The following is a 26529-nucleotide window of genomic DNA, read 5'->3' as shown; positions in this document are numbered from 1 at the left end:
TAAGGTTATTGTTTTCACATATTTTAACATTCTTTGACATTTTGATTTTGTGAGACATTTTAGTTTTTTGTTTAATTTATGTTTTTATCTACATATTTTCCATAATCAGGTGTAGCAATTTTATCAAATTCTTGAACCAGTGTATTGAGGCTTGTTGATAGCAATTCACCTGACATTGGTATCCCATGTCCAGTAATAGCGACTAGAGGCTTTAATTCTTCTAATTTAATGACTGATTCTTTAGCTGCTTTCCAGTCTGTTGTTAAATAACGAGGGGGTCCGCTTATTTCCTGTTCTTGAGTTATTACTTTATACAGATACTCCTGTTTCACTGTAACAAAAGCGTCCCCAGCAATTAAAGTTCGGTCTTTCTCTCTGAATAATGAAATATGCCCAGGAGTATGCCCTGATGTATGAATCCATCTAAACTCTGGCATATGGGGAACAGTTCCATCGGTAGGTAGTGCTTTTACGCTATTTCCTAAATCAATCGGTTCATTAGGGAACAGGGGAGACATTTTCGCTACCATACCACCTTCAACTGTTGGATCTGGTTCAGGATAGCTTTGTTGTCCAGTCAAAAACGGTATCTCCATTTGATGGGCATAGACTGGAACATCCCAATATTTAATGAGTTCAATTATTCCTCCAACATGATCAAAATGGCCGTGAGTTAAAATAATTGCTTTTGGGCGACTATTGGTACCAAATCGATTCTCAGCGATAGAGATAATTTCATTTGCACATTTAGGCATTCCAGCGTCAACTAAAACAAAATCATCGGTATGCGGATTCCCAACAAAACATATGTTGACGATTTGAATCGTGTAGCAAAACAAATCAGGCAATACTTCGATGCCATGACCACTTTCAATTGAAGTTGCTGGAATAAACTTATAATCACTTCCATAATTCATCTCATTGTCCACTTTTTATCCCCCTTACTATATGTTAATACGACATTATAGTTCCCTAATTTCTCAAATCCATTTTGGAGGATTTGAGAAAAGAATGAGTGGGGGATTAAAAAAACAATAATTTACTCCTAGAATTAAGGTGGAGACATATCAATTTATATAAAGTGCAAACAAAAAATATTGATTGTAAAGTCGTAGTTTCTACTATTATTTTGAGTTTAAGTGTATATCTTTTAAGAGGATATACCAAGTTCTTTTATTTTGATAATTACTTGAAACTTGAATAGGGAAAACATGATCAAGCCCCCATTCTAATTCGTTTATTTCATTTTCAAGTCCTGTTGGATAGAGTAAAAGAATCTTAAAATTATTTTTAACAATATTCGATAAAACGCTTTGTAATTCTAGTGCTTCAGTCAAGTTTCCGCCCCATCTAACAAATAAAATGGATTGTGAATGATGAATTTTTTCGTAAAAGTTATCAATTCTTCGATCTAATTTTTGTTTAAAATCATGGTATGTGATGAACCAATCTTCATTTGGAATAACAGGGAAATCATGATAAGATGTTACGTTATATTTTGTGTCTTTTATAATATGAGAAAAAACAGGTTGTATCACACCATCATTAAACACAATATTTTGTTCCTGCATTGCGTGCATGTTTTTTAAATCCATAAAGTCTATAAAATTATTTTTCAATAATGTGTTGATAGAAGAAAGATTCGGTGATTCAAACCAATCTAGAGGACCTGAATATTTCCGCAGCCTATATTTTTTCAGATGGATAGCGGTATAACAATTTTCCCCTAAACTAATAACATCATCATAAATTCCTTGAAGTTTTTTCATTTCCAATACAATCATCCTTTTTTTGGGAAAATAGGAGAACTAATTCATTATAAATAATATATGTATGTATAAAACCTCCTGTGAAAAGGCTCACAGGAGGTTAAACTAAAGCGTATTTCGAGTTATATACTATTTGTCGAGGTAAGAATTGTGTGTGATAATTAATGGCGTGTTATAAAAAAGGAGAAAAACAGAAGTACATTGAAGTTAGTTGTGAATAAATTATAATTTAAAATTGAGCGGAAATAAGGAGCCCCAGTTACTTCATTATGCAACTGGGGCATTTTTTAATCTCTTCCTAACTTAATTATATCATGTAAATCAAGTTCGAAATAGACTGTTTCTTCTCATTTACTACTGTTACAATCAAGAACACATGAATAGTAAGGAGAGGTGCCAAATGAGTTCTTTCGTTCTCGGTTTTCAGGAAATAGAAAAAACACAGCTTTTTCTCGTTGGTGGAAAAGGATTGAATTTAGGGGAGTTATCCAATATTCAAGGGATACAAGTGCCAGAAGGTTTTTGTGTTACAACGGTAGGGTATGAACAGGCCATCGGAAAAAATGAAGCATTTCAAACTTTGTTGAATCAATTAAAAATGCTAAAAATTGAGGAACGAGATCAAATTGGTGAAATTAGTAAGAAGATTAGAGCAGTCATTATGGCGGTGGAAATTCCAGTTGATGTAGTGGAATCAGTAGCTCATTATCTCTCGCACTTTGGCGATGAACATGGGTATGCAGTGCGTTCGAGTGCTACTGCTGAAGATTTACCGTATGCCTCGTTTGCTGGTCAACAAGATACGTATTTAAATATTATTGGAAAAGAAAACATTTTGCAGCATATTAAAAAATGCTGGGCTTCTTTATTTACAGATCGAGCGGTTATATACCGAATGCAAAACGGTTTTGATCATAATCAAGTTTCTATATGTGTTGTCATTCAAAAAATGGTTTTCCCTGTGGCTTCAGGGATTTTATTTACTGCGGATCCGATTACTTCGAATAGGAAGGTGTTGTCAATCGATGCCAGCTTTGGAATTGGCGAAGCGCTAGTATCTGGATTGGTTTCTGCAGATAATTATAAGGTAAAAGAAGACGAAATCGTCGAAAAGGTCATCGCAACGAAAAAATTAGCCATCTATGGACGAAAAGAAGGCGGAACAGAGAGAAAGAAAATTACTCCTAATAAGCAAAAAGTTCAAACACTTACTGAACAACAGATTTTACAACTAGCACGCATCGGAAGACAAATCGAAGCTTATTTTGGTTGTCCGCAAGATATTGAATGGTGCTTAGTTGATGATACATTTTATATAGTCCAAAGCAGGCCAATTACGACTTTATATCCAATTCCAGAAGTAAATGATGGGGGAAATCACGTTTATATATCAGTTGGTCACCAACAAATGATGACCGATGCGATGAAACCATTAGGTTTATCCTTTTTCTTGTTAACGACTAATGCTCCTATGTGCAAAGCGGGAGGAAGGCTGTTTGTTGATGCTACGCAACAATTAGCTTTACCTGCTAGCAGAGATTATTTAGTAAACACTTTAGGGAAATCGGATCCACTCGTAAGAGATGCATTAACGACTATAATCGAACGAGATTATTTTATTAAATTATTACCGGATGAAGAAAAAGAAAAGAGTGCTAGTAAAAGTAATCCACCAGTAAGTTCGCAACCAGAAATCGAAATTGATCCAGCAATCGTTACAGATTTAATAAAAAATAGTGAAGCATCAATCGAAGAGTTAAAGCGAAACATGCAAACGAAATCAAGGGTGGATGTACTTGATTTTATTTTGGAAGACATTCAGCAATTAAAGAAAGTATTATTTAACCCGCAAAGTATAGCGGTCATTATGGCAGGTATGAATGCTTCGGCTTGGATCAATGAAAAAATGGAGCAATGGCTAGGCGAAAAGAATGTAGCAGACGCGCTTTCTCAATCGGTACAAAATAATATTACGTCAGAAATGGGGCTAGCATTAATGGATGTTGCTGATGTGATTCGGCCGTATCCAGAAGTTATTGCGTATTTACAACATGTAGAAGAGGATAACTTTTTAGATGAACTTGTTCAGTATAACGGCGGAGAAAAAACTCGAGATACAATCATTGCTTTCCTAAATAAATATGGAATGAGATGTAGCGGAGAAATCGACATTACGAAAACGCGCTGGAGTGAGAAGCCAACAACCATTATCCCAATGATATTAAATAATATAAGAGACTTTGAATATGGTGCGAGTAAGCGGAAGTTTGAAGAAGGACTGCAAGAAGCTTTGAAAAAAGAAGAAGAATTATTAGACCGATTGCAGCACGTGCCGGATAGTAAACAAAAAGTAGAAGAAACGAAGCGAATGATTCGTAATATCCGTAATTTTATTGGCTATCGTGAATATCCAAAATACGGTATGATTAATCGTTATTTCATATATAAGCAGGCGTTATTGAAAGAAGCTGAGCAACTTGTGCAGAGCGGTGTCATTCATGAAGTTGATGATATTTACTATTTAACTTTTGAAGAGCTTCACGAAGTTGTTCGCACGAAGAAACTAGATTACGAAATTATTCATAAACAAAAAAATGATTATAAATTATATGAAAAACTAACGCCTCCGCGTGTAATGACGTCTGATGGAGAAATCATTACAGGTAAATATAAACGTGAAAACCTTCCAGCTGACGCGATTGTAGGCCTGCCTGTTTCTTCAGGAGTGATTGAGGGAAGAGCTCGCGTTATTTTAAACATGGAAGAAGCGAATTTAGAAGAAGGAGATATATTAGTTACTGCGTTTACTGATCCTGGCTGGACACCATTATTTGTATCTATAAAAGGATTAGTCACTGAAGTCGGCGGGCTGATGACCCATGGAGCGGTTATCGCACGTGAATATGGATTACCAGCAGTTGTCGGGGTAGAGAATGCTACGAAATTAATAAAAGATGGGCAACGAATACGGGTACATGGAACAGAAGGGTATATTGAAGTGTTGTAATGAAATAAAAGATCATCCGCTATAAATAGTGGATGATCTTTTATTTTGCAACAACTCATTTCTTTAAACCAGCCGCATAAAAAGGACCATGAACTGCGATTGTTGATAAAAAGCGAGCAATCTCCTCAGGTGTTTCTTTTTGTCCATTATTTAACCATTGTTGGATGACACCTATATGCGCAGATGCCATATAAGAAGTTAAGTATTATTGCGACACTTGTAATTGGGTTTGGTCTTACATGGATTGCGGATGGGATGGTAGGGTTAAATATCTCGAACTTCACGGATACAGCTCTATTCTTATCCATTACTTCTTTTAGTTTCTTCTTAATGATATCTGCGGTACTTTCATTAGTTGGGCTAAAAGGGATCGGTTTATTCGCTTTATTACTATTCTTCGGGGCGCCGTTATTATCGTTAGCACCTGAGATGTTGTCTCCGTTTTATCAAGACTGGGTTTACTCATGGTTACCAATGAAATTTATGATTGAAGGCCTAAGAGAAATCTTCTTCTTCGGAAAAGGGTTAAGTTGGAATACTCCTGTTACTGTACTCGTTTGGATTGGTATAGTAAGTATGGTTACTATATTAGCAACTGCACTCAAACGTAGTGTAGTAAAAGGGCATGAAACAGAATTGAATGCTTAAAAACAAGCTGTTTCACTAATTAGTGAAACGGCTTGTTTTTGATTTTTTCTCAATGTAAATGCCTGATTGTTGAAAAGTGTATTGTTTAGAATTAAGTCGGAATCTCTAAAAATCGCGTACGTTCCAAACAATCTCACCACGTTCATCATCCCACGTACTGTGATGACGCTTAAATCCTATCTTTTCTAGTACCCGGAGGGAAGCGATATTCCAAGCACCTACAGTCGACCAAAGTCTTTGGCGCCCAGTAGCAATCGCTGCGTCCAGTACAATAGATGCCGCCTCAGTCGCATAACCTTTACCATGAACGCTACGGAACAACTCGTATGCAACCTCCGGCTCTTCAATTGTGGAACGTCCAATAATTAAGCCACAGTATCCGATGAAATCACCTTCATTGCGCCTTCGAATAGTGAGAAGAGAAATGCCATTTTCGTCTGCCTTCTTGCGCATCTCAATGAGCCGGTTACGAACGGAATCAACGGCTGGAATGTCCACGCCACGTTCGCCAATTAATTTGCTCAGCCAAACGAAATCGGATTCCTCCCACATACTAAGCTCAAGTCTTTCGGTTTTCAGCTGGAAGGCCATAGTTTTAAATAAAGATGGCATAGTGGTACCTCCTAGTTATATGACTGGATTCATAATAGCTTCGCATCTCAACACCACATCTGGTTGGAAACCTGATTCATTCGCGAATTTATAGCAACAGCGTACAAAAAAATAGTGATATTTTATCTGCTATTTGTCGTGTAGTAAAATCCCCACTGAATATAGTTTCACTTTATGAATAAGCAATTCCTTTGCAAAATAGACCCTTTTCTCAAACTTTTCTTTCAATCTAAAGCCGTCCCGTTATATACATAGGCTCCTACTATTTCTAAATGCATAAAATGTTAAGCGAAAGTATGAAGGGATACGATGTATAATTCGAATTATTATGATTGGTATAGACAAAATGATAAGTTGATTAGTGATATTGAAAAAGCTATAAATGGAGAGTATAGCGCTATAAGCTGCTATGCAAAATTAGCGAATATGGCTCCAAATCAAGTAGAACAAAAATAAATTTTTGAAATTCGTAATGATGAAATAAAGCATTTCCACAACTTTGTACAAATTTATACGAACTTAACTGGCAGGCAGCCGAAAGCACAAATTACTGAAAACTGTTCGAATACGTATTTACAAGGATTAGAGTTTGCTATACAAGATGAACAAAATCATGCAGTATGGTTTTTATATTACTTCCTGAAGTCGAAGTGAGCATTAAGAATGAACGGCTAATGTGGTGCATATATTAGAAAACATTTTAAAACGTAGTGCAACAATTGAATAAAATATTTAGAGGAAGTTTCTAATTCATTATATATTCATAGATTTGCGGTGAAACGGAAGTATAAGGGGAACGGAATTGGCGAATGGATTTTACAGTGGATAGAAGAGAATGTACAACATGACAAAGAGTATTTGAAGTTAGATTGCGTGGGGCATAATCGTACGTTGAATGATTTTTATAAGAAAAATAGTTTTGAATATGTTGGGAGTACGGATGGGCTTAGTAAGTTTCAAAAGAAAAGGAGAATGTGAATGCATCCAATTAATGTAAGTTTAGTTAAAAAGTTAATACAGGAACAGTTTCCTGAATGGGCCCATTTAGAAGTGAAACCTGTAAAGTTTAGTGGGCATGATAATAGGACGTTTCACTTAGGGGATGAGATGAGTGTAAGATTGCCAAGTGATGTGGCATATGCACCGCAAGTAGAGAAAGAAAATAAGTGGTTACCACTATTAAGTAAGGGGCTTTCTTTACCGATTTCTACCCCACTTGCGAAAGGAAATCCGTCTGAAGCGTATCCATTGCCTTGGTCTATTAATAAGTGGATAGAGGGAGAAACAGTTACGAAACAAAACGTTCGGGATTTAAATGAATTTGCGGCGGACTTAGGATCTTTTTTAGTAGAATTGCAATCTATTAATGCGAGTAACGGACCTTTAGCTGGAACACATAATTTTTACCGAGGCGGACTTATATCTGTATATGATGAAGAGGCGAGAGTTGCTATTGAAAATAATAAGGATGTTTTTGACGAGGCATTATTAAAGCACCTTTGGAATGTAGCACTTAGTTCAACATGGGACCGTAAGCCAGTTTGGATTCATGGAGATGTAGCACCGGGGAATTTACTCGTTAAAGAGGGAAAACTTTGTGCTGTAATTGATTTTGGTATTTTAGGTGTAGGAGATCCTGCTTGTGATGCAGCGATGGCGTGGACGTTTTTTGATGAAAATAGTAGAAATGTATTTAAAGAAGTATTACGCATGGATGAAGAAAAGTGGAATAGAGCGAGAGGATGGGCTCTTTGGAAGGCGTTAATTACATATGATGCGAATAGGGATAGTAATGAAAAAGTAGCAGAAGAATCGTATCGTATCATTCAAGTGATTGTGGATGATTATGAGAGGTAATAGAAAAGCCTATTTTAAAATAGGCTTTTTCATATGATTAAATAGTAGAAATGGAAAGAAGGAATATAACATAATTATACAGAATATTTAGATAATAGGAGGTGTCGAATTTTGAGTGAAATTGAATTAAAGAGTAATGTAATTAAGACAGGGCGAGAGAAGGGGATTATTCTTCGGTTTATACTTGCTAGTCTCGTTGGGGTGTTTATGTTTTTCGTTCCTGTTACGATAAACGGTGCATCGTCTATTATGATTGATCATATCGTATCGTGGATTAGGGCTTCGGTTCCAGGCGTAGTACCTTATTATGCATTGTTCGTTATGGCGATTGGTGCGATTTATCCATTTTATACGAAGAAATGGAATGCATCTATCGTAGACATTTGTTTTTCTATTTTAAAAGTAGTTGGCGTTGTTTTTGGCATATTATATTGTTTAAAAGTAGGACCAGCTTGGTTCTTTGCGCCAGATGTTGGACCGTTTTTATATGAGAAGCTAGTCATATCAGTAAGTTTGCTCGTTCCAATTGGCTCGGCGTTTTTAGCGTTATTAGTCGGATATGGATTGCTTGAATTTATCGGTACATTCTGTCGTCCGATTATGAGGCCATTATGGAATACGCCGGGGAGATCGGCAATCGATGCAGTTGCGTCCTTCGTTGGAAGTTATTCGCTTGCTCTCCTTATTACGAATCGCGTGTATAAAGAAGGAAAGTATACGACAAAAGAAGCGGCGATTATCGCTACAGGATTTTCTACAGTATCCGCTACATTTATGATCATCATCGCAAAAACATTAGATATTATGCATTTATGGAATGTTTATTTTTGGACTACACTTGTTGTAACATTCATCGTGACTGCTATCACCGTAAGAATCCCGCCCCTCAGTAGAAAACCAGATACATATGTAACAGAAGAAGGGTTCCCAGAGCCTGTTTATAAAGAGAAAATGTTAGAACGTGCTTGGGAAGATGCGTTAGAAGTATCAAAATCTGCACCGAGCATTATGAAAAACATTGCAGTGAATTTAAAAGATGGATTTATTATGACGATGGGAATTTTACCATCTATTATGTCAGTAGGATTAATTGGTATCGTCTTAGCGAAGTTCACGCCAATATTTGATTGGATTAGTTATATTTTCTATCCATTTACATGGCTATTACAATTACCGGAAGCAGAATTAGCTGCTAAAGCCGCATCAGTTGGTATTGCAGAAATGTTTTTACCGTCATTATTAGTAGTAAGTGCACCACTTGTGACAAAGTTTGTTATTGCAGTTGTTTCCGTATCATCTATACTGTTTTTCTCTGCTTCCATTCCTTGTATATTATCAACAGATATTCCGTTAAAAGTATCTGAACTTATTATTTTATATGTGCAGAGAACGATTTTAACGTTGCTTATCATTACGCCGATTGCTTATTTGTTGCTTTGAAGTTTTAATAAGATAAAGTTATAAAAAAGAAGCCGTCTGTAAAAAGAGGGCTTCTTTTGTTTAAAAGCGGGATATTTTTATTTATTTTTCGTATATGACGTAACGCTTCTTAAGAAGATTCCTAGTCCCGCAAAAAAGAACCCTAAGCATAATAAGCTGCCTGGCGTTCCCCAAGTAATTTGATCTAACATTTTTTATCCCCTCCCGTTTATCATTATATAGGATTTATTGGAAATTATGAAAAGCTTCTTTTTTAAGGGTTACTGATGAGTCTTCCTACCGTATAATACGAGAAGAATATATTTGAAAAGAATTTTTTTATTATATTTTTTTATTCTTATAATACGTTTTTAATTCTTATGATATAGTAACAACAAAGGGGGCTTACAAATGGAATTTATTCACGAAAGAGCAAAGTTGCGGTTAATGGATAATACTGATGTCGAAACTTTGTTTTCGATTGTAGAAGGAAATCGGGATATTTGGGCGTATTTAATCTCTAAAACGGATAGTGTGCAAGATATGCAACAATACGTTCAAAAAGCGATAAAGGGTTACGGAAGAGGTACTCAAATACCTTTCGTAGTCGTAGATCAACAGACGAATAAGATTGTAGGAAGTACACGTTTATATAATATTTCAGTAGAAGATAAGACAGTTGAGTTAGGGCAAACGTGGTATCATCCGAGTGTGCAACGTACGAGTATAAATACAGAGTGTAAGTATATGCTTCTCCAGTATGCTTTTGAAAAACTGCATATGCTTAGGGTACAAATTAAGACGGATGCAAGAAATGAAAAAGCACAACGAGCAATTGAAAGGTTAGGAGCAGTAAAAGAGGGTGTGCTTCGAAATGAAAGAAAATTACCGAATGGTTATGTGAGAGATGCGGTGGTGTACAGTATTATCTCGAGTGAATGGCCAGGCGTAAAAGAACAATTGTTAGAAAAATTAGAGTTATATAAAGAAAAGTTATAATTCGTGTTTTGAAAGGTATATTGTTCGTGATATATGAAAAATATACCTTTTTTCTTACAAAATGCTACTTTATTTTAATTCCTTTTGTTTCATCGTTCCCTTCTGAGAAAAAATTCGTTACAATGTAGTTGTATGGTAATAAACTTATGAATTTAAAAAATGTAATGAAAACCGCAAATGAAAATGAATTGATAATCCTCAATTTTAAATGAAAACCCTTTTATATATAAATAACAAGTAAAGTTCCTTCTTTTAAATAAACTCAAACAAAACGATTTGATATAAATGTTTTTTATAGAAGTATGGATGATGTACGGAGGCAATTACAAATGAAAGAGAATAAGAAGAGTAAGAAAAGACGAATCTTTCAAGTATTTTTACTAATGATTTGTTCTGCTATTTTATATGTAAGTTATGCAGCTTACGATATTTGGAGTTATCGTTTTAAAGCAAATGATGACGTGAAAACGGATGCTGGTATCGTACTAGGAGCAGCTTCGTGGAACGGAAAACCATCTCCTGTATTTAAAGAAAGAATTAATCATGCGATTTCTTTATATAAGAACGGAAATATTAAAAAGATTATTTTTACAGGTGGTACAAAGTTCGAGGCAGAACTTGAGGAAGCACGTACTGCAAGAGTATATGCAATGAAACAAGGTGTAAAAGAGGAAGATATTTTAATTGAAACTAAATCCCTTTTCACTGAAGAAAATTTAAAAAATGCGAAGCAAGTTGGAATAGAGAACGGAATACGCACATACACGATTGTAAGTGATCCACTTCATATGAAACGCGCAATGAGAATTGCAAAACATATTAATATTGAAGCGTATGCTTCACCAACGCCGACATCAGCATATAAAACGTTAGACACAGAAATTCCATTCTTCTTTAAAGAATTATTCTCGTATATTGGATATGTAACCTCTTTGCCATTAAAGGCATTGAAGGGAGATTAACATAAGAAAAGAACCTATCCTTAAATAGGAACTTTTCTTATTAGTCAAAAACATTGTATTTTTATCGGAATAGTGAAACAATAGAGAGGTAGCTTCATATAATCATAATGAAAAAGTGAGCGGTTGATGAATCGAACATAAAGGAGATTATAGTATGGCACTCTCATTTGTTGAAACAGAAGAACAATCTTTCATTATTGCACAAATAAATAAATTGATTCCGAAGTTCATGGAAAGGGAGCATCAGCTAAGTGAATTAGGATCATTTCCGTATGAAAATATAAATGATTTGAAAGATATCGGATATACGAAATTAACATTACCGAAGGAATTTGGTGGTAGTGCGATTTCTTTATATGACTTTGTTTTATTTCAAGAGAAAATCGCGGAAGGCTGCGGAGCTACTGCATTATCGATTGGCTGGCATCTTGGCATTGTGAAAGAGCTAGCGGAAAATCGCTCTTGGAATGATGAGATGTTCAAATGGTTTTGCGAAGAAGTACGTAATGGTGCGCTCTTTAACAGGGCAGCAACAGAACCGAAAACAGGGAGTCCGACGCGTGGCGGCAAACCAGAAACAATAGCGGTTCAACAAGGCGAGAAGTGGGTTATAAATGGAAGAAAAACTTTTACAACGATGGCGCCAGTACTTGATTATTTTATTATTTCAGCAAGTATGGAAGGCCAAGAAGAAGTTGGTGAGTTTGTTATTCCAAGAAATACACTCGGTGTATCTATTGAAGAAACGTGGGATAGCGTTGCAATGCGAGGGACTGCTAGCCACGACCTTGTCTTACAAAATGTAGAGATAGAAAGTCGCTTTTTTACAGATATAAAAGGCGGGAAAGTAAAACAAAAGGGTGTTGGCTGGTTGCTACATATACCAGCATGTTATTTAGGAATTGCACAATCAGCAAGAAATTATGCAGTTCAATTTGCGGAATCATACAAGCCAAACAGTTTAAACCATTCTATTAGTTTATTGCCAAATGTTAGAAAATTAATTGGAGAATTAGAACTTGAGCTTATGCAGGCTCGTGTCTTTTTATATCAAATTGCGAAAAAGTACGATGAGGCAGAAGATAAACTATCACTGCAAGCAGAATTAGCAGCCGTGAAATACGCCGTAACAAATGCGGCGATATCTATAGTGGATAAATCGATGCGCATCGTAGGAGCAAAAAGTTTATCAGAAAAAAATCCGCTCCATCGTTACTATTTAAATGTCAGAGCAGGATTACACAATCCACCGATGGATGATGCAACATTGTCTATGTTGGCGGATGCGGCGTTTCGGTCGTAGTTTTTAAATTTTACATTTTATTGTTTGTGGATATTATAGTTGTTTTGAAAGCACGGGTTTGATTAGTAATCAAACCCGTGCTTTTTATGTGTATGAAGTACTTAGTTGAGATGTAGGTTTTTAATATAAATGATTATCATGGTTTGTGATTGTTTCTTGTTGAAAAATTCTTATTGTAATGCCAGTTTGGAGGCTGTATAAACATTTTTCGTATTTAATCCCAAATTAATGGTCTTTCTAAGTTTACCATTCGTAAATATTGTAAAAATTGACCTGCATGGACCGCATCATGATAGGCAATTCGTAATAGCATATCGCCTAAATATCGTTGATAGCCAACATCGCTTCTATCAATAAGTCTTGAATCTAGCTCGGCTATGCTTATTGATTGAACATATTCTATGAAGTCAGTAAAGTATGATTGTGCCAATTCAATTTCTTTTTTTACACAAGTAATCGGCTCGTCATCATACGTGATACGTATGTCGTTTATTGAACCGTTGTTTTTTATAATCATATGGTAGTAAAAAGTTGAACTCCATACATGACGAATCATCTCACCAAAAGACATAGCCTCAGGATCAGGCTTCCAATTAAGAAAATTATTAGGAAGAGAATTCCATAATTTTTCTGAGCGCCTTCTCGTTTCTTTCAAATTTAATATACTAAGATCAATTGCATTCATAATAAATTCTCCTTTACTATTAAACTTAAAATAATTGTATCAATTTAATAGTTAGGGTATCATCGAAATATGAATGTATATCCGAATATCTCATATATAGCTAAACTAATTGCTGAACCTACAAGAGCAATCATATTAGATTGTCTAATGAATAATCAGGCACTACCCGCTAGTGAATTGGCTTATATGGCAAAAGTGTCACATCCAACAATTAGTTCTCATCTTTCTAAATTAGTAGAAGGGAATTTACTTACAGTTGAACAACATGGTAGACATCGTTACTATCGACTTGCTAATCAAGAAGTTGCAGAAGTGCTTGAAAAGTTAGGGACAATCGCACCAACAGTTCAAGTTCGCTCTTTAAAACAATCAGGTCAACTAAAACAAATTCGTTATGCTCGAACTTGTTATGATCATCTTGCAGGCAAACTCGGTGTAGAGATAACTGAAAAATTACTAGATAGGCAATTTATAATTTTAGAGGATGGAGAATACATTGTAACGGAACAAGGTAAGAAATGGTTTCTGAATTTTGGAATAAATGTTGATGAGGCAGATACAAAAAGGAGGGTATTTGCAAAACCTTGCCTTGATTGGAGTGAACGGCGTTACCATATTTCCGGTTGGTTAGGGTCTGCAATTGCAAAACTGCTTTTTGAACAGGGATGGATTACGAAAACGGATAAGAACCGAGCTGTCCATCTTACAAAGAAAGGTGTAAAGTTATTGGAAGATCAATTAGGCATTGATATGAAAACTGAGGAAAGAAAAGCTTGAAATTAGAAAAGTCCGTCAAAATGACGGTTTTTTTTCATTATGGTAGGAGTGTACATGAATAATAGGATGTTACCAATAATTGTTGCCAATAAAAAAATCTTTCTTTTCATTCTTCTTTTTTAAGTTTTAAAGGAGAAAGCTAGGCTTCTTATTTTTACTAATGTTATAATAAGAAAAAAGCACGAAAAGAGGTCATCTCATGCTAGAGGTTATTGCAACATGTTTAGAAGATGTAAAACGAATTGAAAGCGCTGGCGGGAAGCGGATTGAATTAATTTCATCTTATACAGAAGGTGGTTTAACACCGAGTTATGCTTTTATAAAAAAAGCGGTAGAAGCGGTAAGTATACCAATTCATGTTATGATTCGTCCGCATGCGAAGTCTTTTACATATACGGAAGAAGAAATTGAAATGATGAAAGAAGATATTATAGTTGCACAGAAGTTAGGAGCAGCTGGTGTAGTATTAGGCGTATTAAGCGAACGAAATGAAGTGGATGAAGAGAAATTAGCGGATTTACTATCTGTTGTAGATGGAATAAATGTAACGTACCACCGTGCGATAGATGATATAGAAAATCCAGTAGAAGCGATGAACACTTTAAAGAAGTTTCATAAAGTGACTCACGTTTTAACTTCAGGTGGACAAGGAAATATAGTAGAGAATATTCCGGTGCTTACAGAAATGCAAAAGGTAAGTGATGGTCAAATTCAGCTTGTAGCTGGAGCTGGCGTGACGAAAGAAAATATAAAGCGATTGCTAGATGAAACTGGAATTTCGCAAGCTCATGTCGGTACAGCGGTAAGAGAAGGAAAATCATGTTTTTCTGAAATAGACCCTAATTTAGTACAAGAATTAGTTAAAATCATAAAATAAGTGCTTAAGAAAGAGGAGAAACGATGAAGGAAAATACGAAGAAAGAATTATTCTCTTGGGCTAAAACGATAGGTTTTACCCTTGTATTAATTGCTATTATTCGCGGTGTTTTATTTACACCTTCTTTAGTGCAAGGTGAATCAATGATGCCCACTTTAAAAAATAACGAACGAGTGCTCGTGAATAAGATTGGTTATAGTATAAGTGGATTAGATCGCTTTGATATTATCGTCTTCCACGGAAAAGAAGGATACGATTTAGTAAAACGAGTAATTGGTTTGCCAGGCGATACAGTTGAGTATAAAAATGATGTTTTATATGTAAACGGCAAAGCGATGGAAGAACCATATTTAAAACAGTTTAAAGAAAAAGCAGTAGGCCGTGTATTAACTCCAGACTTTACGTTAGAACAAATCACAGGAAAAACGAAAGTGCCAGAAGGCCAAGTATTTGTTTTAGGGGATAATCGTGAAGTTTCTAAGGATGGTCGCATGTTTGGCTTTATTTCAGAAGATGAAATTGTCGGAAAAGGACAAGCTGTTTTCTGGCCGTTGAAACAAGTAAGAGCGTTATAAAGTGTAGTGAAGTATGGGAGAGATATTCTTCCATACTTTTTTATTTGCTTAAAATCTATTGATTGAATTGAAAGAATATTTTATAATTTTAAATTATATGTTTGTTTCGAAAAACGGAATTTAAGTTCCGTAATTCGGAACGAAAGGGAGATAGAATGAGTATAAATAAAACGGCAGTTAAGACAATGGATATTTTAGAGTTGTTTTATGAGCATGAAGAGCTAAGTTTAACTGAGATGGTTCAGCTTACAAATATGCCGAAAACATCTGTTTATCGTTTAATTGGCTCGTTAGAAGAGATGGCGTTTTTACAAAAAAACGAAAAGGGGAAATATCGTTTAGGGGTCGTATTTTTACGGTTCGGTCAACTTGTTTCACAACGATTATCAGTAAGAAATATAGCAATTCCTTATATGAAAGAACTTAGAGATAGTTTAGGACAGGCAGTTAATTTAATAATTCAAGATGGTAATGACGCAATTTACGTTGAAAAGATGGAAGGTGTTCAGCCGGTACGCGTGTATACGGCGGTTGGAAGAAGAGCACCGCTTTATGCTGGCGCATGTCCAAGAATTTTACTATCGTATTTCTCTGAGGAAGAGAAACGGAGATACATAGAGGAAGTGGAATTAAAACAGTTTGCAGATGGAACAATCGTGGATAAGAAACAATTGTTAGAAGTGTTGCAAATGGCAAAAAAGGAAGGCTATACAATTAGTTATTCTGAGTTAGAAAATCATACAGCAGCTATAGCAGCGCCCATTTTCGCAAGTGATGGAACGGTTGTAGCAGGCATTAGTATTTCGGGATTAGCAATTGAGTACAGCGAAAGTAACATTTCATATTTTATCGCTAAGGTGAAAGAAACAGCACATCGCATTTCGAAAGAACTCGGCTTTTTGGCATAGAAAGAGGGAGTAGGATGAAATTTTCTGCGTTAGGGGATCAAGCAATTATTGTTACATTTGGTGAAGAAATTAAGATGGATATATATGAGAAAGTACAGCGGTTATTTCAAGCACTGCAGCAACATCCGTTTGCAGGAATGATTGAGTGCGTTCCATCGTTTACTTCATTAGCTGTTTACTACAATGTATATAAAGTATGGAAGAGAAGTGAAAGAAGTGAAAGACCATATGATTATGTTCGCCAGTATATAAAGGAGCTTTATGATTCTAATAAAGAAGAAGTAAAACAGGATGTGAAACATATTTCTATACCAGTTTGTTACGGGGGAGAATATGGACCTGATTTAGAAGATGTCGCACATTATAAAGGTTTACAAGTAGAAGATGTGATTCGAATACATAGTGAAACTAAATATTTTGTATATATGCTAGGTTTTACACCAGGGTTCCCGTATCTAGGAGGACTATCAAAAGAATTAGAAACACCTAGAAAAGAAACACCACGGTTACAAATTTCTCCTGGTTCAGTGGGTATTGGCGGGAATCAAACAGGTATATATCCACTTGAAACACCAGGAGGATGGAATATTATCGGCAGAACTCCTATTTCATTATTTAATCCAGAAGAAGAAATACCAACATATATTCAAAGTGGTATGTATTTACGATTTATCCCAATAACGAAGGAAGAGTACGTATCACTTGAGGGGGCTAAAGAATGGATGTAGAAGTTTTGCATGCGGGAATGTTTACAACAGTCCAAGATTTAGGGCGATCACATTATCAACAATACGGTGTACCCGTTGGCGGGGCAATGGATCAAAGTGCGCTTCGGATGATCAATATGTTAGTTGGTAATGAAGAGGATGAAGCCGGACTCGAAATTACGATTATGGGACCTAAATTGTTAATAAAGAAACCGACTTTACTTGCGATTGGCGGAGCAGACATGGAACCGTTATTGAATGGAGAACGTATCCCGTTATGGCGTCCCATTTTAGCGGAAGAAGGTAGTATGCTTTGTTTTGGAAAGGTGAAAAGTGGTTGCAGAGCGTATGTGACTTTTGCGGGTGGCATCCATATTGATCGCACTATGGGAAGTAAAAGTACGTACATACGTGCTACGATTGGCGGTATAGAAGGAAGAATGTTGAAAAAGGGTGACTACTTCCAAATTGGTGCACAACCAGAAATGGCGAATTGTTTCATTCAAGACTTACAAAAAGATGAGCGAATAAAAACGAAATGGGCAATTAGCAACAGCGTACTACCAAAGTATAAGAAACATCCTAAGCTTCGTGTCATACCTGACTTTGAATATAATCAATTTACAGAAGAAAGTAGAAAGGCATTTTTTACGAAAGAGTATAAGGTATCTAATCATGCTGACCGTATGGGCTATAGAGTTGAGGGAGAAGTATTAAATAGGATTGAAGAAAAAGAGATTTTATCGAGTCCTGTTACATTTGGAACCATTCAAGTTCCAAATGGTGGACAGCCGATTATATTAATGGCAGATAGACAAACGACAGGTGGCTATCCGAGAATTGGAAATATCATTTCAGTAGATTTACCTCTTCTTGCCCAGCTAAAGCCGGGGGACTATGTTTCTTTTGAGAAAATTACGCTTGAAGAAGCGGAACAATTGTACATAGAACAAGAAGTAAATATGAATCTATTAAAGAAATTCATCGCTTTACGAAGCTGAGAGCAGGAGGGAAATATCATGACTACAATTGATTTGAATTGTGATTTAGGAGAAAGTTTTGGCGCTTATAAAATGGGGAATGATGATGAAATTCTTCCGTTCGTTTCCTCTATAAACGTTGCTTGCGGTTTTCATGCGGGTGATCCGTCTGTTATGCGTCAAACTGTTGAAAAAGCTTTGGAGCATAACGTAGCAATAGGGGCGCATCCTGGATTTCCTGATTTAATTGGATTTGGTAGAAGAAACATGAATGTTTCAGCAAGTGAAGTATACGACTATGTATTGTATCAAATCGGTGCATTAGACGCTTTTTTGAAAGCAGCTGGCGGGAAGATGCATCATGTAAAACCGCACGGTGCTCTATATAATATGGCGGCGACTAATCCGGAAATTGCAGATGCAATTGCGAAGGTAATTTATCATAGTAATCCAAATCTATTACTTTACGGATTAGCAAATAGTGAGGCATTTATACAGGCTGCAAAAAAATACAAAGTAACTCTCGTACAAGAGGCTTTTGCGGATCGTACATATAAGCAAGATGGTACATTAACGAGCCGTACAGAAGAAAATGCGCTTATAAAAGATGAAGACGAAGCGATAAAGCAAGTACTTCAAATGGTGAAAGAAGGCCATGTAAATTCGGTCAATGGAAAGAAAGTAGTAGTTCAGGCGCAAACGATTTGTTTACATGGTGATGGGGAAAAAGCAGTGCAATTTGCAGAAAGAATATACAGAACATTCAAACTTAACGGCATTTCTATTTGTGCACTGAAGTAAAAAATGAGGGGAAGTGTTGGAATTGGTGAAATTAATCGGGATATTACTTGTTGCAGTGGGCTTTTTATTTAGATTAAATACACTTTTAGTAGTTATGGTTGCAGGTATTGTTACTGGTATGGTTTCAGGATTAAGTTTTTATGATGTGATCAGTATGTTCGGTAAATTTTTCATAGAAAATAGATATATGTCTATGCCAATTATATTAACATTACCGGTAATCGGAATTTTAGAGCGTTACGGTTTAAAAGAAAGAGCAGAAGCACTTATAACGAAATCAAAAGGAGCAACAACTGGAAGAGTATTAATGTCATATTTTACGATAAGAGAATCCTCAGCAGCACTTGGACTGAATATTGGTGGTCATGCACAAACAGTAAGACCGCTCGTTGCACCGATGGCAGAAGGAGCCGCACAAGGTAAATACGGTAAACTCCCTGAAAAATTAAGAGAAAAGATTAAAGCAAACGCAGCTGCTGCGGAAAATACAGCTTGGTTTTTCGGAGAAGATATTTTCATCGCAACTGGTGCTATTTTATTAATGAAAGGATTCTTCGATTCAGTAGGTATGCATGTCGGTGTATGGGATATGGCACTTTGGGGCATTCCGACAGCAATATCTGCACTTATTATAAGCTGGATTAGATTTAGAAGGTTTGATAAATATATAGAGAAAACAATGAAGGCAGAAGGAAAAGAAGAGAAGGAGGTAATCTAATATGAACATCATCACAATGGATACAATCTATTATGTATTAGGGATAATCGTTTCCTTTATCGCTGTTCGTATCGCATTCGATCGTGAACATCCAAACAGATTCGGTTCTAGTTTATTTTGGGCATTGTTTGCAGTTACATTTTTATTCGGAAATATAATTCCTTCGTTTTACGTTGGTTGTATAGTGCTTACTATGGTCGTTTTAGCTTCACTAAATAAAGTAACAAAGTCTCAGGAAAAAGAAGTACCAGTACAAGAACGTGTGAAACATGCTGAGAAATTAAAAAATAAAATTTTTATGCCTGCACTTTTAATTCCTATTTTTACAATTATCGGTACGTTAACGTTAGGGAAAATTAAATGGGGAAATGTCTCTCTTGTTGATCCAGATAAAGTAACATTAGTTGCATTAGCGCTTGGTGCATTACTCGCATTCGTCGCGGCAATGCGTATTACAAAATCAAAAATAACAACGCCTGTACAAGAAGGAAGCAGACTATTACAAGCTGTCGGCTGGGCTGTCATTTTACCACAAATGTTAGCAGCACTTGGTGGTATATTCGCGAAGTCTGGCGTTGGACAAGTTGTTTCAGACTTAGTCGGACAAGTGTTACCGACAGAGTATCCGTTCGTTGCTGTTATGGCGTACTGTTTAGGCATGATGCTATTTACAGTCGTAATGGGAAATGCATTCGCAGCGTTTGCTGTTATTACTGGCGGAATTGGTTTACCTTTAATTGTACAAATGCACGGAGGAAATCCGGCAATTATGGCGGCACTTGGAATGTTTGCTGGATACTGTGGAACATTGCTTACTCCAATGGCAGCGAACTTTAATATCGTTCCGGCGATGCTATTAGAACTAAAAGACAAAAATGCAGTTATTAAAGCACAAGTACCAATTGCTCTTTCAATCTTTATTATCAATATGTTTATTATGTATGGCCTAGTATATCGTTTCTAATTAGGAGGAGAAAACTATGAAAACAGTATTATTAACAGGGTTTGATCCATTTGGCGGAGAAAATATCAATCCAGCTTGGGAAGTAGCAAAAGGTTTGCATGAAAAAACAATTGGAGAATACAAGGTAATAAGCAAACAAGTACCAACTGTATTTCATAAATCAATAAGCGTATTAAAAGAGTATATAGAAGAACTAGCGCCGGAAATTATTATATGCATTGGACAAGCTGGGGGCAGACCAGATATTACGATAGAACGTGTTGCAATTAATATTGATGATGCAAGAATTGCTGACAATGAAGGAAATCAGCCGGTAGATGTACCGGTTGTAGAAGAAGGACCAGCTGCCTATTGGTCTGCACTTCCGATGAAAGCAATTGTAAAAAAACTTTGCGAAGAGGGCATACCGTCATCTGTTTCACAGACGGCAGGCACATTCGTTTGTAATCACTTATTCTATGGACTTATGCATGAACTAGAGAAACATGATAAGAAAATAAAAGGCGGATTCATTCATATTCCGTTTTTACCAGAACAATCGAGTAATTATCCAGGGCAACCGAGTATGTCACTTTCTACTATTAGTAAGGGAATAGAATTGGCAATTGAAGTAACGATGACAGTTGAAGTAGATATTGTAGAGATTGGGGGCGCAACGCATTAAGTAAAATGAATTGTACAACACCTCCTGTAAACAACTGGTATAATAAGAATAGGAAAATACATAGAGGTGATTTTTGTGCAACAATTTGAAGAAGTACGTTCAATTTTAGAAAAAGCGAAGAAAATTACAGTATTAACAGGCGCTGGTGCAAGTACGGAAAGTGGTATCCCAGATTTCCGTTCAGCAAATGGATTGTATGCTGATGCGAATGTGGAGATGTATTTATCAAGAGGGTACTATAACCAAAGTCCGAAAGAATTTTGGAAGCATTATAAAGAAATCTTTCAAATTAATACGTTCCATCAATATAAACCAAATCGTGGACATCGTTTTTTAGCTGAGCTAGAAGAACAAGGGAAAGATATTACGATTTTAACGCAAAATATTGACGGTTTACATCAATTAGGTGGCAGTAAGCATGTTATTGATTTACATGGAACACTTCAAACAGCACATTGTCCAAAATGTAAATCAGGCTATGATTTACAGTATATGATTGATCATGAAGTACCGCGTTGTGAGAAGTGTAATTTCATTTTAAATCCAGACGTAGTTTTATACGGAGATACATTACCGCAATATCAAAATGCGATAACACGTTTATATGAAACAGATATATTTATCGTTATGGGAACGTCATTAAAAGTACAACCCGTCGCTTCATTCCCGCAAATCGCAAAGAGGGAAATAGGGGCAACAACAATTTTAGTAAATGAAGAGTTAACAGGGCAAGAATATAACTTTGATTTTGTTTTTCAAAATAAGATTGGTGAGTTTGTTAAAGGGGTATCTTCAGTGAAATAAGTTATCTAAAAAAGTGAGGTATCTACCTCACTTTTTTATTTGAGTAATCGCTGTTTAAAGCGATATGAAAACATTTTGATAACGTAGTAACAACATCTTTATAATTTATAAAAAAGAGTTTGGTAGGTAAAATGGCAGAGTAAGAAGTAATATTTTCTTTAGCGAATACACAATCGTCATAAAGTAAGCTAATGTGTAGCTGTTGTAAAGGTTTTATTTGGTTTTGTTTTAAGTATAAAACTAAATCATTATAAAGTTGCGTACTATACTCACTTACAGACCATTCTAATGAATGCTGACCTACTATGCTAGTCCACCATACTTTAAAACTACACAGTAATTCTTTAAAAGATTCCTCATTACATAATTGAGTGTCAAAAAGCTTCTCGTAAAATATATGATTCTCCTCGTGAAAAATTTGTAAATCATATCTGTCGTTAACAGTTTGCTTACGAAGAGTCAGCCATAATTCTTTGAAGTTTGTTTTAAAGTCAGTGGAGAAATGTAATGTTTTTGTTATGTAAGGAAAACGAAAATTTTCTTTTTTTCCTTTTTGATTGAGATAAATATTTTGAATGTAAATCATAAAGTTTAAACAATGTGGCGTATTAGTATGTATGATAAACGAATCTGTCATTTTCGTTCTCTCCTTAAGTAATGTCTTTTATGAATCTATTTCTTTAGTATACAAAGAAATGTTAATTAATGGTATAAAAATCAATTTGTCCCATTTTTCTTTTAGAATAATATTCATGTTATTGTGCATTAAGGGAATGGTAATAAATAGGATAGTGAAATAAAAAACTGAAAATTAAATCTTTTATTTCTTTTGTAATTAATATAAAATTCTATATATATCATATAAATAAATTTGATACATAATGATTTTGCGTAGAAATGTTAATAGAATGAAGCGAGGGAGCGAAATGAGACAGAAAAAGGAGCAGAAAAAACAATCGAAAAAGAAAAAGACTCATATTCCATTTCGGTTAAATGTACTATTTTTTATTGTCTTTCTTTTATTTTCAGCTATTATAATTCAATTAGGTAAAGTACAAATCATTGATGGAGAAACGTATAGAAATGAAGTAAACAAAAAGGAAGATGTAACGGTAAGCACTCCCGTTCCTAGAGGGAAAATGTTTGATCGGCAAGGTCACGTTATTGTAAATAATAAACCATTGCGAACCGTTACATATACGAAAATGAGAGGAGTAGACTCGAAAGAAGTTTTACAGGTAGCAAAAGATTTAGCTAAGCTAATTGAAATGTCGCAAGAGGACATGGATAAGTTAACAGAGACAGATAAGAAAGATTTTTGGATGCAGTTAAATGAAAAGCGGGCAGCAGCGAAAGTAACGAAAGAAGATGAGAGTAAATTTAGAAAGCAAGAAATAGAAGGAAAAGAGTTAGATAAAAAAGTAGAAGAACTGCGCCGGGAAAGAATTACACAAGAAGAATTAAATGAGCTTTCAAAGGAAGATATAGAAGTATTAGTAATTAAAAGCAAAATGAATGCGGGATATAAAATGACGCCGCAAATCGTTAAAAAAGATGTAAGTCAAAATGAATATGCTGTCGTTAGTGAAAGGTTGGCAAGTTTACCGGGGGTAGATACAACAGTAGATTGGGAACGTGAATACCCAAATGATAAAATACTGCGCTCTATACTCGGTAGCGTTTCTAATGAAAATGAAGGGTTGCCAAGAGAACAATTAGATTATTATTTAGTTCGTGATTATAATCGAAACGACCGTATTGGTAAAAGTTACATCGAAAAACAATACGAAGATGCACTACATGGAACGAAAGAACAGTCTAAAAATATTATGGATAAAGCAGGGAAGATTGTTCGAACTGAAAAAGTGACTGAAGGAAAAAGTGGAAATAACTTGATGTTAACAGTCGATATGGATTTACAGAAAAGAGTAGAGGGAAGCCTTGAAAAGAATTTACGAGCTTTTCATACTGCAGAGCCGATGATGGATCGTGCGTTCGTAGTAATGATGAATCCGAAAAACGGTCAAATTTTATCAATGGCAGGAAAGAAAATTGTAAATAAAGATGGCGGTATGCAAATAGAAGATTATGCACTAGGAACGATGACAAGTTCTTATGAGTTAGGGTCAACTGTAAAAGGTGCTACTTTATTAACTGGATATCAAACAGAAGCGATTAAGCCGTATACACATTTCTTTGATGCACCAATGTATTTTAAAGGAAGTTCTAAGCCGAAGAAATCGTGGAAAGAATTTGGGGATATTGATGATTTAAGAGCTTTGCAAGTGTCATCGAACGTTTATATGTTTAATACGGCTTTAAAAATGGCAGGCATTAATTATGTCCCAAACAATCCATTAGACATTAAACAAGAAACATTTAATAAAATGCGCTACTATTTTAGACAATTTGGCCTAGGTGTGTCGACTGGTATTGACCTGCCAAATGAATCAATTGGTCAAGTAGGTAGAACTGATAACATACCCGGATTTTTACTTGATTACGCGATTGGACAGTATGATACATATACGCCGCTTCAGCTTGCGCAATATATTTCAACCATTGCAAATGGCGGTTACCGAATGAAACCACAAATTGTACAAGAAGTTAGAGAACAACCGAATAGACCAGAGGATGTAGGAAAAGTCGTTCGGTCGGTTGAACCAGTTGTATTAAATCGAGTGGATATGGACACTTCGTACATTAATCATGTAAAAGAAGGATTTAGAAGGGTTTTTCAAGAAGCTGACGGAACAGGTACTGGAACGTTTAAAGGTTTACCATATAAACCAGCGGGAAAAACAGGAACAGCTGAGACAGTATATGGTGGAGAAAGTGATATTGGAAGAGATGAGAACAACAACAGAAAAAAATGTTATAATTTAACTCTTGCCGGTTATGCGCCATATGATGCTGATCCGGAAATAGCCTTTTCAGTTGTTGTGCCATGGGTGAATGATGATAAATCAGGAATTAATTCTGCCATTGGTAAAGAGATTTTGGATGCGTATTTTGAATTAAAAACAAATAGATCAAATGCAAATTCAATTCCAGTAGAACAACCGAACAAGGCACAGTAAAAATAGTATCACTGCATGGAAACTTATTGTGCAGTGATATATTTTTTGAGTTAAAAAGCGCTTTATAAGGTGGGAATGGATATGAAAAAGGAGATTAAGAGAGGCTGGGGAAAGTACATACTATTTATATTGGTGATAGTCATAGGCTACCATTCTTTTACTTTATGTAAGGTGGAAGGGGAATCGATGCAGCCGACTTTATATGAAGCAGACTACGTATTTGTAAATAAAGCAGCAGTACGTCTTTCTAATTTACAACACGGAGAAATTGTCATTATAAAAGAAGAGGATGAATCGAAATATTATGTGAAACGTGTAATAGGGCTTCCGGGTGATGTAATTAACATAACGAATGGAAAGGTATATGTGAACGATAAAAAGCAAGAAGAACCATATACGAACAAAGATTTATTTAACAACACACAAGTGTTTTATAACTTTCAAAAGACAAAAATTCCACTAAATAAGTTATTTGTAATGGGAGATAACCGCGAAGTAAGTAGAGATAGTCGCAATGGCTTAGGATATATTGAAGAAGATAACATAATTGGCAAGGTGGAATTCGTATATTATCCTTTTTCAAAAATGAAAATGATAGAATAAGTGGGGGAGGAGCAAAACCCCACTTATTAAAGTTTCACTTTACCCCGCATTAATGGGCAGTAAGACCTCCACCTCAAAGTTCAGGGAAAGCAAAGAAGTTAGGTGGGGGATCAACTGTCCGTAAAAGCCCGATTGGTGAGGGCTGATTAAAGTTTCACTTTATTTTCTTTAAAAACCCTTTTGGATTAAATGATATGAAAAATTTATGTTTAGAGTCGTCGATTATGAAGTGATTATTTTTTGTTAAAAACTCATCCACAGCTTCCATCGGGCCAGGACCCCAATCAGGAAGAAGTGGATTTCCATTAATGGAGGTATCTTCTACAATTATATAACTGCCAGTAGTGACGATAGATTTATATAGTAAGAGTTCTTTGGATACATGTTCTTTACTATGATCAGAATCTAAAATAACTAAAATCACATCATCAGGTTTGCGCATACTTACTATTGTTTGAACGGCCTGCACAGAAACAGAAGAGGCTGTTAAATACGTAATCCGATTATGTGATGGCCGATTTGGCTGCGGAGTTATATCGATAGTAAGTACGTGACCTTTTCCAATTAAATCTAACATAGAAGCTAAATACAGTGCACTACCACCATGAAAAGTCCCGCATTCAATAATTAAATCGGGCTTTAATTCATAAATGATTTCTTGATACAAAAAGAGATCAGAGGGAAGTTTACAGATTGGAACCCCGAGCCAGTGTGTATCGTTTAACCACACAAGGCTGTTGTAATATTGGTTTAAAAATTCATTGCTTATAGTATCGATTTTAAATTCTCCTTTCTAAAAAGGATTCTCTC

General features: G+C 35.6%; 25 protein-coding genes and 4 pseudogenes. 22 read left to right on the top strand and 7 right to left on the bottom strand.

The window, feature by feature from the left end; all coding sequences use genetic code 11:
• Nucleotides 1-71: 71 nt before the first annotated feature.
• Nucleotides 72-929: an MBL fold metallo-hydrolase gene (locus tag AXW78_RS14980; protein ID WP_000368279.1), complete on the bottom strand. Its 858-nt coding sequence runs from the start codon at nt 927-929 to the stop codon at nt 72-74.
• Between the two features lie 195 nt (nt 930-1124).
• A complete protein-coding gene (locus AXW78_RS14975) occupies nt 1125-1784 on the bottom strand; it encodes a DUF1796 family putative cysteine peptidase (protein ID WP_061884344.1) in 660 nt (219 codons plus the stop codon).
• A 385-nt stretch (nt 1785-2169) separates the two neighbouring features.
• Here AXW78_RS14975 and ppsA point away from each other — a divergent pair, with 385 nt between their 5' ends.
• Nucleotides 2170-4776 (top strand): phosphoenolpyruvate synthase, encoded by a 2607-nt coding sequence (gene ppsA, locus AXW78_RS14970; RefSeq protein ID WP_061884343.1) that lies wholly within the window; start codon nt 2170-2172, stop codon nt 4774-4776.
• A 55-nt stretch (nt 4777-4831) separates the two neighbouring features.
• Here ppsA and AXW78_RS33900 read toward each other — a convergent pair.
• Nucleotides 4832-4981: pseudogene (locus tag AXW78_RS33900) on the bottom strand (TetR-like C-terminal domain-containing protein); the annotation flags it as partial.
• A 2-nt stretch (nt 4982-4983) separates the two neighbouring features.
• On the opposite strand from AXW78_RS33900, the pseudogene AXW78_RS14965 reads away from it, so the two are divergent.
• A pseudogene (locus AXW78_RS14965) lies at nt 4984-5424 on the top strand (phage infection protein); the annotation flags it as partial.
• A 105-nt stretch (nt 5425-5529) separates the two neighbouring features.
• Here AXW78_RS14965 and AXW78_RS14960 read toward each other — a convergent pair.
• Nucleotides 5530-6036 (bottom strand): GNAT family N-acetyltransferase, encoded by a 507-nt coding sequence (locus AXW78_RS14960; protein ID WP_061884342.1) that lies wholly within the window; start codon nt 6034-6036, stop codon nt 5530-5532.
• A gap of 309 nt (nt 6037-6345) precedes the next feature.
• Between AXW78_RS14960 and AXW78_RS33895 the strand changes: the two are divergent.
• From AXW78_RS33895 to AXW78_RS14925, 7 genes and pseudogenes are all read left to right on the top strand, one after another.
• A pseudogene (locus AXW78_RS33895) lies at nt 6346-6690 on the top strand (ferritin-like domain-containing protein).
• Between the two features lie 81 nt (nt 6691-6771).
• A pseudogene (locus AXW78_RS14950) lies at nt 6772-7014 on the top strand (GNAT family N-acetyltransferase); the annotation flags it as partial.
• Nucleotides 7015-7893, top strand: a complete 879-nt coding sequence (locus AXW78_RS14945; RefSeq protein WP_000553384.1) for an aminoglycoside phosphotransferase family protein — start codon at nt 7015-7017, stop codon at nt 7891-7893. It begins immediately after the preceding pseudogene.
• A 111-nt stretch (nt 7894-8004) separates the two neighbouring features.
• Nucleotides 8005-9333, top strand: a complete 1329-nt coding sequence (locus tag AXW78_RS14940; RefSeq protein WP_001289420.1) for a YjiH family protein — start codon at nt 8005-8007, stop codon at nt 9331-9333.
• A gap of 390 nt (nt 9334-9723) precedes the next feature.
• Entirely contained in the window at nt 9724-10311 is a 588-nt protein-coding gene (locus AXW78_RS14935; RefSeq protein WP_000394343.1) for a GNAT family N-acetyltransferase, read from the top strand.
• Between the two features lie 329 nt (nt 10312-10640).
• Complete coding sequence (locus tag AXW78_RS14930) at nt 10641-11273, top strand: YdcF family protein (RefSeq protein WP_000662216.1); 633 nt, start codon at nt 10641-10643, stop codon at nt 11271-11273.
• Between the two features lie 154 nt (nt 11274-11427).
• A complete protein-coding gene (locus AXW78_RS14925; RefSeq protein WP_001218340.1) occupies nt 11428-12576 on the top strand; it encodes an acyl-CoA dehydrogenase family protein in 1149 nt (382 codons plus the stop codon).
• 214 nt (nt 12577-12790) lie between these two features.
• On the opposite strand, the gene AXW78_RS14920 is transcribed toward AXW78_RS14925, so the two are convergent.
• Complete coding sequence (locus AXW78_RS14920) at nt 12791-13261, bottom strand: DinB family protein (RefSeq protein WP_000991285.1); 471 nt, start codon at nt 13259-13261, stop codon at nt 12791-12793.
• Between the two features lie 69 nt (nt 13262-13330).
• On the opposite strand from AXW78_RS14920, the gene AXW78_RS14915 reads away from it, so the two are divergent.
• The 11 genes from AXW78_RS14915 to AXW78_RS14865 all read left to right on the top strand — a co-directional run bounded on the left by AXW78_RS14915 (nt 13331) and on the right by AXW78_RS14865 (nt 22036).
• Nucleotides 13331-14038, top strand: coding sequence for an ArsR/SmtB family transcription factor (locus AXW78_RS14915; protein ID WP_001103802.1), 708 nt, complete (start codon nt 13331-13333; stop codon nt 14036-14038).
• Nucleotides 14039-14237: 199 nt separating this feature from the next.
• The gene (locus AXW78_RS14910) at nt 14238-14915 is read left to right on the top strand and encodes a copper homeostasis protein CutC (protein WP_000895114.1); all 678 of its coding nucleotides are present in this window, start codon (nt 14238-14240) and stop codon (nt 14913-14915) included.
• A 23-nt stretch (nt 14916-14938) separates the two neighbouring features.
• Entirely contained in the window at nt 14939-15490 is a 552-nt protein-coding gene (gene lepB, locus AXW78_RS14905; RefSeq protein ID WP_000662502.1) for a signal peptidase I, read from the top strand.
• Between the two features lie 155 nt (nt 15491-15645).
• The gene (locus AXW78_RS14900) at nt 15646-16398 is read left to right on the top strand and encodes an IclR family transcriptional regulator (protein ID WP_061884341.1); all 753 of its coding nucleotides are present in this window, start codon (nt 15646-15648) and stop codon (nt 16396-16398) included.
• A gap of 14 nt (nt 16399-16412) precedes the next feature.
• A complete protein-coding gene (gene pxpB, locus AXW78_RS14895) occupies nt 16413-17126 on the top strand; it encodes a 5-oxoprolinase subunit PxpB (RefSeq protein ID WP_000672268.1) in 714 nt (237 codons plus the stop codon).
• Nucleotides 17117-18106 carry a 5-oxoprolinase subunit C family protein gene (locus AXW78_RS14890; RefSeq protein WP_061884340.1) on the top strand — a complete coding sequence of 330 codons (990 nt, stop codon included), beginning with the start codon at nt 17117-17119 and terminating at the stop codon, nt 18104-18106. Before pxpB ends, AXW78_RS14890 begins: the two co-directional genes overlap by 10 nt.
• A gap of 18 nt (nt 18107-18124) precedes the next feature.
• Nucleotides 18125-18886 carry a 5-oxoprolinase subunit PxpA gene (pxpA, locus tag AXW78_RS14885; protein WP_061884339.1) on the top strand — a complete coding sequence of 254 codons (762 nt, stop codon included), beginning with the start codon at nt 18125-18127 and terminating at the stop codon, nt 18884-18886.
• Nucleotides 18887-18908: 22 nt separating this feature from the next.
• Complete coding sequence (locus tag AXW78_RS14880; RefSeq protein WP_061884338.1) at nt 18909-19604, top strand: DUF969 domain-containing protein; 696 nt, start codon at nt 18909-18911, stop codon at nt 19602-19604.
• Between the two features lies 1 nt (nt 19605).
• Nucleotides 19606-20568 (top strand): DUF979 domain-containing protein, encoded by a 963-nt coding sequence (locus AXW78_RS14875; protein ID WP_061884337.1) that lies wholly within the window; start codon nt 19606-19608, stop codon nt 20566-20568.
• Between the two features lie 16 nt (nt 20569-20584).
• On the top strand, nt 20585-21232 hold the full coding sequence (gene pcp / locus AXW78_RS14870) for a pyroglutamyl-peptidase I (RefSeq protein ID WP_000859714.1): 648 nt from the start codon (nt 20585-20587) through the stop codon (nt 21230-21232).
• A 66-nt stretch (nt 21233-21298) separates the two neighbouring features.
• A complete protein-coding gene (locus tag AXW78_RS14865; RefSeq protein WP_080029608.1) occupies nt 21299-22036 on the top strand; it encodes an NAD-dependent protein deacylase in 738 nt (245 codons plus the stop codon).
• A gap of 22 nt (nt 22037-22058) precedes the next feature.
• Here the strand turns inward: AXW78_RS14865 and AXW78_RS14860 are convergent, their stop codons facing one another.
• Nucleotides 22059-22673, bottom strand: coding sequence for a hypothetical protein (locus AXW78_RS14860; protein WP_061884336.1), 615 nt, complete (start codon nt 22671-22673; stop codon nt 22059-22061).
• A gap of 289 nt (nt 22674-22962) precedes the next feature.
• Here AXW78_RS14860 and AXW78_RS14855 point away from each other — a divergent pair, with 289 nt between their 5' ends.
• Nucleotides 22963-25116: a peptidoglycan D,D-transpeptidase FtsI family protein gene (locus tag AXW78_RS14855; RefSeq protein WP_061884335.1), complete on the top strand. Its 2154-nt coding sequence runs from the start codon at nt 22963-22965 to the stop codon at nt 25114-25116.
• An 81-nt stretch (nt 25117-25197) separates the two neighbouring features.
• Nucleotides 25198-25719: a signal peptidase I gene (gene lepB, locus AXW78_RS14850; RefSeq protein ID WP_061884334.1), complete on the top strand. Its 522-nt coding sequence runs from the start codon at nt 25198-25200 to the stop codon at nt 25717-25719.
• Between the two features lie 154 nt (nt 25720-25873).
• On the opposite strand, the gene AXW78_RS14845 is transcribed toward lepB (AXW78_RS14850), so the two are convergent.
• Complete coding sequence (locus tag AXW78_RS14845; RefSeq protein WP_265411132.1) at nt 25874-26497, bottom strand: cephalosporin hydroxylase family protein; 624 nt, start codon at nt 26495-26497, stop codon at nt 25874-25876.
• Between the last annotated feature and the right edge of the window lie 32 nt (nt 26498-26529).

The organism is Bacillus thuringiensis (assembly GCF_001595725.1).
Classification (GTDB): Bacteria; Bacillota; Bacilli; order Bacillales; family Bacillaceae_G; genus Bacillus_A; species Bacillus_A thuringiensis_K.
This window is presented reverse-complemented; position numbering and strand designations above follow the sequence as displayed.

Excerpts from the sequence above, each read along its gene's own strand:
- AXW78_RS14920 (WP_000991285.1), bottom strand. The coding sequence starts at position 13,261 with ATGAATGCAATTGATCTTAGTATATTAAATTTGAAAGAAACGAGAAGG.
- AXW78_RS14925 (WP_001218340.1), top strand. The coding sequence starts at position 11,428 with ATGGCACTCTCATTTGTTGAAACAGAAGAACAATCTTTCATTATTGCA.
- AXW78_RS14935 (WP_000394343.1), top strand. The coding sequence starts at position 9,724 with ATGGAATTTATTCACGAAAGAGCAAAGTTGCGGTTAATGGATAATACT.
- pcp (WP_000859714.1), top strand. The coding sequence starts at position 20,585 with ATGAAAACAGTATTATTAACAGGGTTTGATCCATTTGGCGGAGAAAAT.
- lepB (WP_000662502.1), top strand. The coding sequence starts at position 14,939 with ATGAAGGAAAATACGAAGAAAGAATTATTCTCTTGGGCTAAAACGATA.
- AXW78_RS14875 (WP_061884337.1), top strand. The coding sequence starts at position 19,606 with ATGAACATCATCACAATGGATACAATCTATTATGTATTAGGGATAATC.
- AXW78_RS14860 (WP_061884336.1), bottom strand. The coding sequence starts at position 22,673 with ATGACAGATTCGTTTATCATACATACTAATACGCCACATTGTTTAAAC.
- AXW78_RS14975 (WP_061884344.1), bottom strand. The coding sequence starts at position 1,784 with ATGATTGTATTGGAAATGAAAAAACTTCAAGGAATTTATGATGATGTT.
- ppsA (WP_061884343.1), top strand. The coding sequence starts at position 2,170 with ATGAGTTCTTTCGTTCTCGGTTTTCAGGAAATAGAAAAAACACAGCTT.
- AXW78_RS14900 (WP_061884341.1), top strand. The coding sequence starts at position 15,646 with ATGAGTATAAATAAAACGGCAGTTAAGACAATGGATATTTTAGAGTTG.
- AXW78_RS14890 (WP_061884340.1), top strand. The coding sequence starts at position 17,117 with ATGGATGTAGAAGTTTTGCATGCGGGAATGTTTACAACAGTCCAAGAT.
- AXW78_RS14960 (WP_061884342.1), bottom strand. The coding sequence starts at position 6,036 with ATGCCATCTTTATTTAAAACTATGGCCTTCCAGCTGAAAACCGAAAGA.
- AXW78_RS14915 (WP_001103802.1), top strand. The coding sequence starts at position 13,331 with ATGAATGTATATCCGAATATCTCATATATAGCTAAACTAATTGCTGAA.
- AXW78_RS14930 (WP_000662216.1), top strand. The coding sequence starts at position 10,641 with ATGAAAGAGAATAAGAAGAGTAAGAAAAGACGAATCTTTCAAGTATTT.
- AXW78_RS14910 (WP_000895114.1), top strand. The coding sequence starts at position 14,238 with ATGCTAGAGGTTATTGCAACATGTTTAGAAGATGTAAAACGAATTGAA.
- lepB (WP_061884334.1), top strand. The coding sequence starts at position 25,198 with ATGAAAAAGGAGATTAAGAGAGGCTGGGGAAAGTACATACTATTTATA.
- AXW78_RS14855 (WP_061884335.1), top strand. The coding sequence starts at position 22,963 with ATGAGACAGAAAAAGGAGCAGAAAAAACAATCGAAAAAGAAAAAGACT.
- AXW78_RS14945 (WP_000553384.1), top strand. The coding sequence starts at position 7,015 with ATGCATCCAATTAATGTAAGTTTAGTTAAAAAGTTAATACAGGAACAG.
- pxpB (WP_000672268.1), top strand. The coding sequence starts at position 16,413 with ATGAAATTTTCTGCGTTAGGGGATCAAGCAATTATTGTTACATTTGGT.
- pxpA (WP_061884339.1), top strand. The coding sequence starts at position 18,125 with ATGACTACAATTGATTTGAATTGTGATTTAGGAGAAAGTTTTGGCGCT.